Origin of the sequence: Neorhizobium sp. LMR1-1-1.1, from assembly GCF_040675795.1 — a bacterium.
GTDB classification, from domain to species: domain Bacteria; phylum Pseudomonadota; class Alphaproteobacteria; order Rhizobiales; family Rhizobiaceae; genus Neorhizobium; species Neorhizobium cellulosilyticum.
In genome coordinates, this window is sequence record NZ_JBEGHE010000087.1 from 1 (window position 1) to 355 (window position 355).

1 pseudogene is annotated in these 355 nt (G+C 61.4%); it reads left to right on the forward strand.

Annotated elements, in window-relative coordinates:
- Positions 1-18: 18 nt before the first annotated feature.
- Positions 19-355: pseudogene (locus tag MRBLMR1_RS29160) on the forward strand (histidine kinase); the annotation flags it as partial.

The following is a 355-nucleotide window of genomic DNA, read 5'->3' on the forward strand; positions in this document are numbered from 1 at the left end:
AATGTAAAGCGGGTACCAATGCGGAGCGAAGCGGGGAAGACTTTCAAAGGGACGGATGAGATCTCTCGGCTTATCGAGAGCGGAAACTGGGACGATTCCATCCTCGGCCCGCCGTCGACATGGCCCCTCTGTCTCAGATCTGCTGTCGATATCATGCTGCCGGCAATGGCCCAGATCGTGATGTTCTGGGGACCCGACCTGATCGCGCTCTATAACGAGCCCTATGCGCCGACGATCGGCCAACGACACCCCAAGGCGTTTGGCCGGCCGGCGCGAGAGAACTGGGCCGAACTCTGGGATGATCTCGAACCCCTCCTGCGCCGGGTGATGGAGACCGGCGAGACGGTCGCGGCAA